At 61.7% G+C, this 5,149-nt stretch carries 4 protein-coding genes; 3 read left to right on the forward strand and 1 reads right to left on the reverse strand.

Features of this window, described 5'->3' with window-relative positions:
• The first annotated feature begins 177 nt into the window (after nt 1–177).
• Both B3C64_RS03420 and dnaG read left to right on the forward strand, forming a co-directional pair.
• A complete protein-coding gene (locus B3C64_RS03420) occupies nt 178–1,440 on the forward strand; it encodes a deoxyguanosinetriphosphate triphosphohydrolase (protein ID WP_291533742.1) in 1,263 nt (420 codons plus the stop codon).
• The gene (gene dnaG / locus B3C64_RS03425) at nt 1,428–3,497 is read left to right on the forward strand and encodes a DNA primase (protein WP_291533744.1); all 2,070 of its coding nucleotides are present in this window, start codon (nt 1,428–1,430) and stop codon (nt 3,495–3,497) included. Before B3C64_RS03420 ends, dnaG begins: the two co-directional genes overlap by 13 nt.
• Before the next feature lie 122 nt (nt 3,498–3,619).
• Here dnaG and B3C64_RS03430 read toward each other — a convergent pair whose 3' ends face one another.
• Nucleotides 3,620–3,985: a hypothetical protein gene (locus tag B3C64_RS03430; RefSeq protein ID WP_291533746.1), complete on the reverse strand. Its 366-nt coding sequence runs from the start codon at nt 3,983–3,985 to the stop codon at nt 3,620–3,622.
• Between the two features lie 10 nt (nt 3,986–3,995).
• On the opposite strand from B3C64_RS03430, the gene B3C64_RS03435 reads away from it, so the two are divergent.
• Nucleotides 3,996–5,149: SLC13 family permease (locus tag B3C64_RS03435; RefSeq protein ID WP_291533748.1), on the forward strand; the 1,154-nt coding region annotated here is incomplete at its 3' end.

The following is a 5,149-nucleotide window of genomic DNA, read 5'->3' on the forward strand; positions in this document are numbered from 1 at the left end:
GCCGCCGGCACCATCAGCTACGAGATCTTCACCTGCCTGCGCAACCGCATCCCGCGTCTGTACGAGCATGCCGCGGACGTGTTGTCGGCCGAGGACCTCGCCAAACTCGATCCCAAGAGCATTCTGTAAGGTTTCCATAAACACACCCGATGGCGAGCCAAGGAAAGGCGGTGCGTCATGACGAGCGAGGGATACACCCGATTCGACGAGGAACGGTGGGCTCCCGAACCCGCCAAATCCAGCACGCGCACCGCCTTCCAGCGCGACCGTGCCCGGCTCATCCATTCATCCGCGTTGCGCCGTCTCGGCGCGAAAACGCAGATTCTCGTCGCGGGTACCGATGATTTCGCGCGCACGCGGCTCACGCACACGTTGGAAGTCGCCCAGATCGGACGACAGATCGGCGCGTCTCTCGGCTGCGATCCCGACGTGGTCGACTGCGCCTGTCTCGCGCACGACCTCGGCCATCCGCCGTTCGGCCATAACGGCGAACGCGCGCTCGCCGAAATCGCCCGCGATATCGGCGGCTTCGAGGGCAACGCGCAGACGCTGCGGCTGCTCACCCGGCTCGAACCGAAAATACTGTTTCCGGACGGACGCTCTGCCGGTGTGAACCTCACCCGCGCGTCACTCGACGCGGTCATCAAATATCCATGGACCTATGCCGATGCCGCGAACCATCCGAAAGGCGAGCGAAGCGCGAAATTCTGCGTCTACCCGGACGATAGGGAAGTGTTCGACTGGGTCCGGCGAGGCGTGCCGCAACGATTCGCGCGGCCCATCGAATGTCAGATCATGGATTTGTCGGACGACATCGCCTACAGCGTGCATGACGTGGAGGACGCCATCGCCACCGGCGCGTTCGATCCGGGCGAATTGCGCCAAAGCGCGGTGGTCGATGCCGTGGTCGAGGACGCGCGCGCATGGTATGGCCCGCAATGGGATCCCGACGGGCTGGCGCATGCGTTCCTCGGCATGCTGCGCAGAGGAACGTTCCCGGAGCGGTTCGACGGCTCGCGCAGGGCGCTTGCGGAACTGAAGAACATGACCAGCACCCTGATCGGGCGGTTCGCCGATTCTGTGGAGAACGCGACGCGCGACGCGTACGGCAATGGTCCGCTGGCCAGATACGCCGGCAACGTGGTGATTCCCGAATCGACCAGCTATGAGATCGTCGTGCTCAAAGGCATCGCCGTGCATTTCGTCATGGCTCCGGGCGAACTCAAGCCGAGCTATGCGAAGGAGCGGCGCATCATCCACGATCTGACGGCGATGCTTATGGAAGGCAATCCCAGGCCATCGAACGGATTGGAAAGGGTGTTTCTCGATGATTGGCGCGAAGCCGCGGACGACGCCGGCCGGCTGCGTGTGGCCATCGACCAGGTGGCGAGCCTCACCGATACCTCCGCGCTGGTACTCTGGAACACATGCCGGGAATGATCAAGAAGGAAGACATCGAAAAAGTTCGCGCCGTCGCCGATCTGTACGACATCGTATCCGAAACGGTGACGTTGAAGCCTTCGGGGACCGGCACGTATGTGGGATTGTGCCCGTTCCATGACGAGAAGACACCGAGTTTTTCGATTCGACCGGCGCTCGGCGTGTGGCATTGCTTCGGCTGCGGGCTCGGCGGCGACGTGTTCGGCTACATCGAGCATCGGGAGAACGTCGATTTCCGCGACGCGGTGGAACTGCTGGCCGACAAATACCATATCGAACTGCATTACGACAAGAGCGACAACGTGCCGGAACACGCCGGCTCGAAGCGCTCGCGCCTGCTGGAGGCGAATGAGGCCGCGCAGGAGTTCTTCGTCTCGCAGCTCATGACCAAGGACGCGCTCGCCGCGCGCAAGCTGCTTGACGGGCGCAATTTCAGCCAGGCGGATTGCCAGCGTTTCGGATGCGGATACGCGCCGCAGGGCTGGGACAATCTCGTGCGCTATCTGGCGGGCAAGGGATTCACCCAGAAGGAGATGCTGGACGCGGGGCTTGCACGGCAGGGGCAGCGCGGCATATACGACTATTTCCGCGGCCGCGTCACCTGGCCGATCCGTGATTCGACGGGGCGCACGCTCGGCTTCGGCGCGCGCAAACTGTATGAGGACGACGCGATCAACGCGAAATACATCAACACGCCCGACACACAGCTGTACCGCAAGAACCAGGTGCTTTACGGCATCGACCTCGCCAAATCGGCGATCGTGAAGAAGCGCCAGGCGGTCATCGTCGAAGGATACACCGATGTGATGGCGATGCATCTGGCCGGCATCGACACCGCGATCGCGACGTGCGGCACCGCGTTCGGCGCCGAGCATGCCAAGATCGTGCGCCGTCTGATCGCCGACGATTCCCTGGGCGGCGTGCAGCTGGTCGGACCGTTGAAGGTCGACGGCCAGTCGTTGAGCTCGCGCGTCGTGTTCACCTTCGATGGCGATGCCGCGGGCCAGAAGGCCGCGATCCACGCATTCGGACTGGATGCCGCGTTTTCCACGCAGGCGTTCGTCGCCGTCGCCGAAGACAACCTCGATCCGTGCGATCTGCGCATCAAACGCGGCAATGAGGCGGTGCGCGCGTTGATCGCCCATGCCAAGCCGCTGTACGATTTCGTGATCGACACCGCGATCAGTCGCTTCGACACCACGTATGCGACCGGGCAGATGGGCGCGGTCAAGGCGGTCGCCCCGTTGATCGCCCAGATTCGCGACCGTTCGCTGCTCGACCTGTATTCACGCAAGTCGGTGCGTCGCATCGGCGTCGATCTGGACATCATGCGGCGCGAGGTCAATGAGGCGCGTCGCCGGCTGCATGTGCGCGACGAGGATGCGTACGCGCCGAAACGTCGGTATTCCGGCGGGGGAGCCGAACGCATGGAGCGTGGAATGAATCCGTACGCGAATCCGTCGGTGCGCAAGGCGCTGGAACACCGCGACGCCGCCGAGCAGTCCTACTATCGCATGGATGACGCCGTGTTCATCTGCGAGCAGCAGTTCATGGCCACGCTGATCCAGGTGCCGCTCGCGGTCGATCCGACGCTGTTCGCCAATCTGACGCTGTCCAGTTTCATGACCCCGGTGTTCCGCACCCTGTTCCAGGCCATCGCCGCGGCCGGCGGCCTTCCGGGGAACGACGTGCCGCAGGGGCTGTGGATGCACAATCTCACCAAGGCCGGCGGGCCTATGCTGGAGTCTGTCATCAACGAGCTGGCGGTCATGCCGTTGCCGTTGCCGCCGAGCGAGGCGGATGCGGAACGCAACGAAGGGCAACCGGCGGAGAACGCCCAACTGCGCAAGCCGACGGACGACGAACGCCGATACGCGTCCGAGCTCATCACAAGACTGCTCGACACGGGAATCATGCGCAGGATCGGCGCCGCGAAACGCCGCATGGCGCAATTGCCGGACGGCGCGGAGAAAATCGACCTGCTTGGTCAGATCACCAAACTGGAGACTTTGCGTAAGGACCTGCAATCGCGGGTGTTCGGCAACAACGTCGCATGACGCTGTTCGCGGGCATCGGGAACGTTGGCCGGAGCTCCAGCTGGAAGTGTCGGCCGACGCGCCGGCTAGAAGTGCCGGCCATGAGCCTCTACTTGCGGTGCCGAGTCTACGGTCAGTGCCGATTAGTCCGGATCGGGCCGCGGATGTCCGGCGGCAATGCTGGCCGAAGACGGACGGCTTTCAGCCTCAAAAGACATTGCGCTGGTGAACGCATGGTGACGGATCCGAATCAAAGGTGAACCGTCATGGAAATGTTGGTGAATCTTCGGTTCATATACTGTGTGGAATGCGTTGATTTGCGGTTGCAAAACCATGTTTGTCGGTTTGCAAAGCCAATTCGCAGTAAGCCTGATGGCATGAAAACCATTGGAATGGTCGGAAATCCAGCACGCCGAGGGTTCGTGATAAGGGAAATTTCCGGTAAAGTGGATGCCGGCGTTTGTTTGAAAATCGCCCGGTTTTGCAAACGGTTTGCAAACGGGATTCATGGAGGAATGAATGCGGCGACTGGTCGTCAAAGTCCTGAAGAACGAGACCATTCTCGTTGTAGCTTCCATACTTGCCCTTATCTCTTGTTTTATCGTGCCGCCGGATGGCGAATACGCCGGATACATCCACGCCAGCACCATTTCGCAGCTGATCTGCCTGATGCTCGTGGTCTGCGGATTCCAACGCATCGGCGTGTTCCGCATCATCGGCTCGCGTCTGCTGCACCATGTCAAGACCGCGCGCGGATTGGTCATCACCCTGATCGCGCTGCCGTATTTCTCCGGCATGCTCATCACCAACGACGTGGCGCTGGTCACGTTCATCCCGTTCGCCATCGCGGTGCTGACGATGGCGCATATGGAGGAGCATGCGGTGCTGGTCGGCACGCTGATGACCATCGGTGCGAACGTCGGCAGCATGCTCACCCCGATCGGCAACGCGCACAACCTGTATCTGAAGGCGCTGACGGGCATGCCGGCTTCCGAAATGATCGGCATCATGGCGCCGTATTCCATCATGGCCGCCGTGCTGCTGGTCATCATCTCCTGCGTGGTATTCGGCAAGAAGCCGGTTTCGGAATTCTCCGAGATCGACGGTTCCGGCATCGAACAGAACGTGCTCGCACCGCATTCCGACCAGCCGCGGCCCGACGAGATCCGCGTGACCGGTTACGGCGCCGGCTATGGCGGGTGGCGAACGATTGTGTATACGGCGCTGTTCGTCGTCTGTCTGTTCGCGGTGAACGATTTCATTCCGTTGTGGGTGATGTGCGTCATCGTGTTCATCGCGTTCCTGTTCTGCGATCGCCGCGTGTTCCGCAATGTCGATTGGGGACTGCCGCTCACGTTCTGCATGTTCTTCATCTTCATCGGCAACATGAAACGCGTGCCGGAATTCTACGAACTGGCCGCTTCGTTGGTGGGCGCGCATCCACTGGAGGTGTCCGTGGTGTCCAGCCAGTTCATCTCCAACGTGCCGACCACGTTGCTGCTGTCCGGATTCTGCGATCAATGGCGCGAGCTGATCATCGGCACCAACCTGGGTGGCATGGGCACGCTGATCGCCTCCATGGCGTCGCTGATCGGCTACAAGAACGTGACACGCAAGTATCCGGACAAGAAGGGCCGTTATCTGGCGGTCTACTCCGCGGTGAACGTGCTGTT

It is taken from the genome of Bifidobacterium sp. UBA6881 (genome assembly GCA_002451435.1).
In the GTDB taxonomy this organism is placed as follows: domain Bacteria; phylum Actinomycetota; class Actinomycetes; order Actinomycetales; family Bifidobacteriaceae; genus Bifidobacterium.

Bases quoted from the DNA above. Each gene is read 5' to 3' on its own strand.
- B3C64_RS03420 (WP_291533742.1), top strand. From the start codon at position 178: ATGACGAGCGAGGGATACACCCGATTCGACGAGGAACGGTGGGCTCCC.
- dnaG (WP_291533744.1), top strand. From the start codon at position 1,428: ATGCCGGGAATGATCAAGAAGGAAGACATCGAAAAAGTTCGCGCCGTC.
- B3C64_RS03430 (WP_291533746.1), bottom strand. From the start codon at position 3,985: ATGAATCCCGTTTGCAAACCGTTTGCAAAACCGGGCGATTTTCAAACA.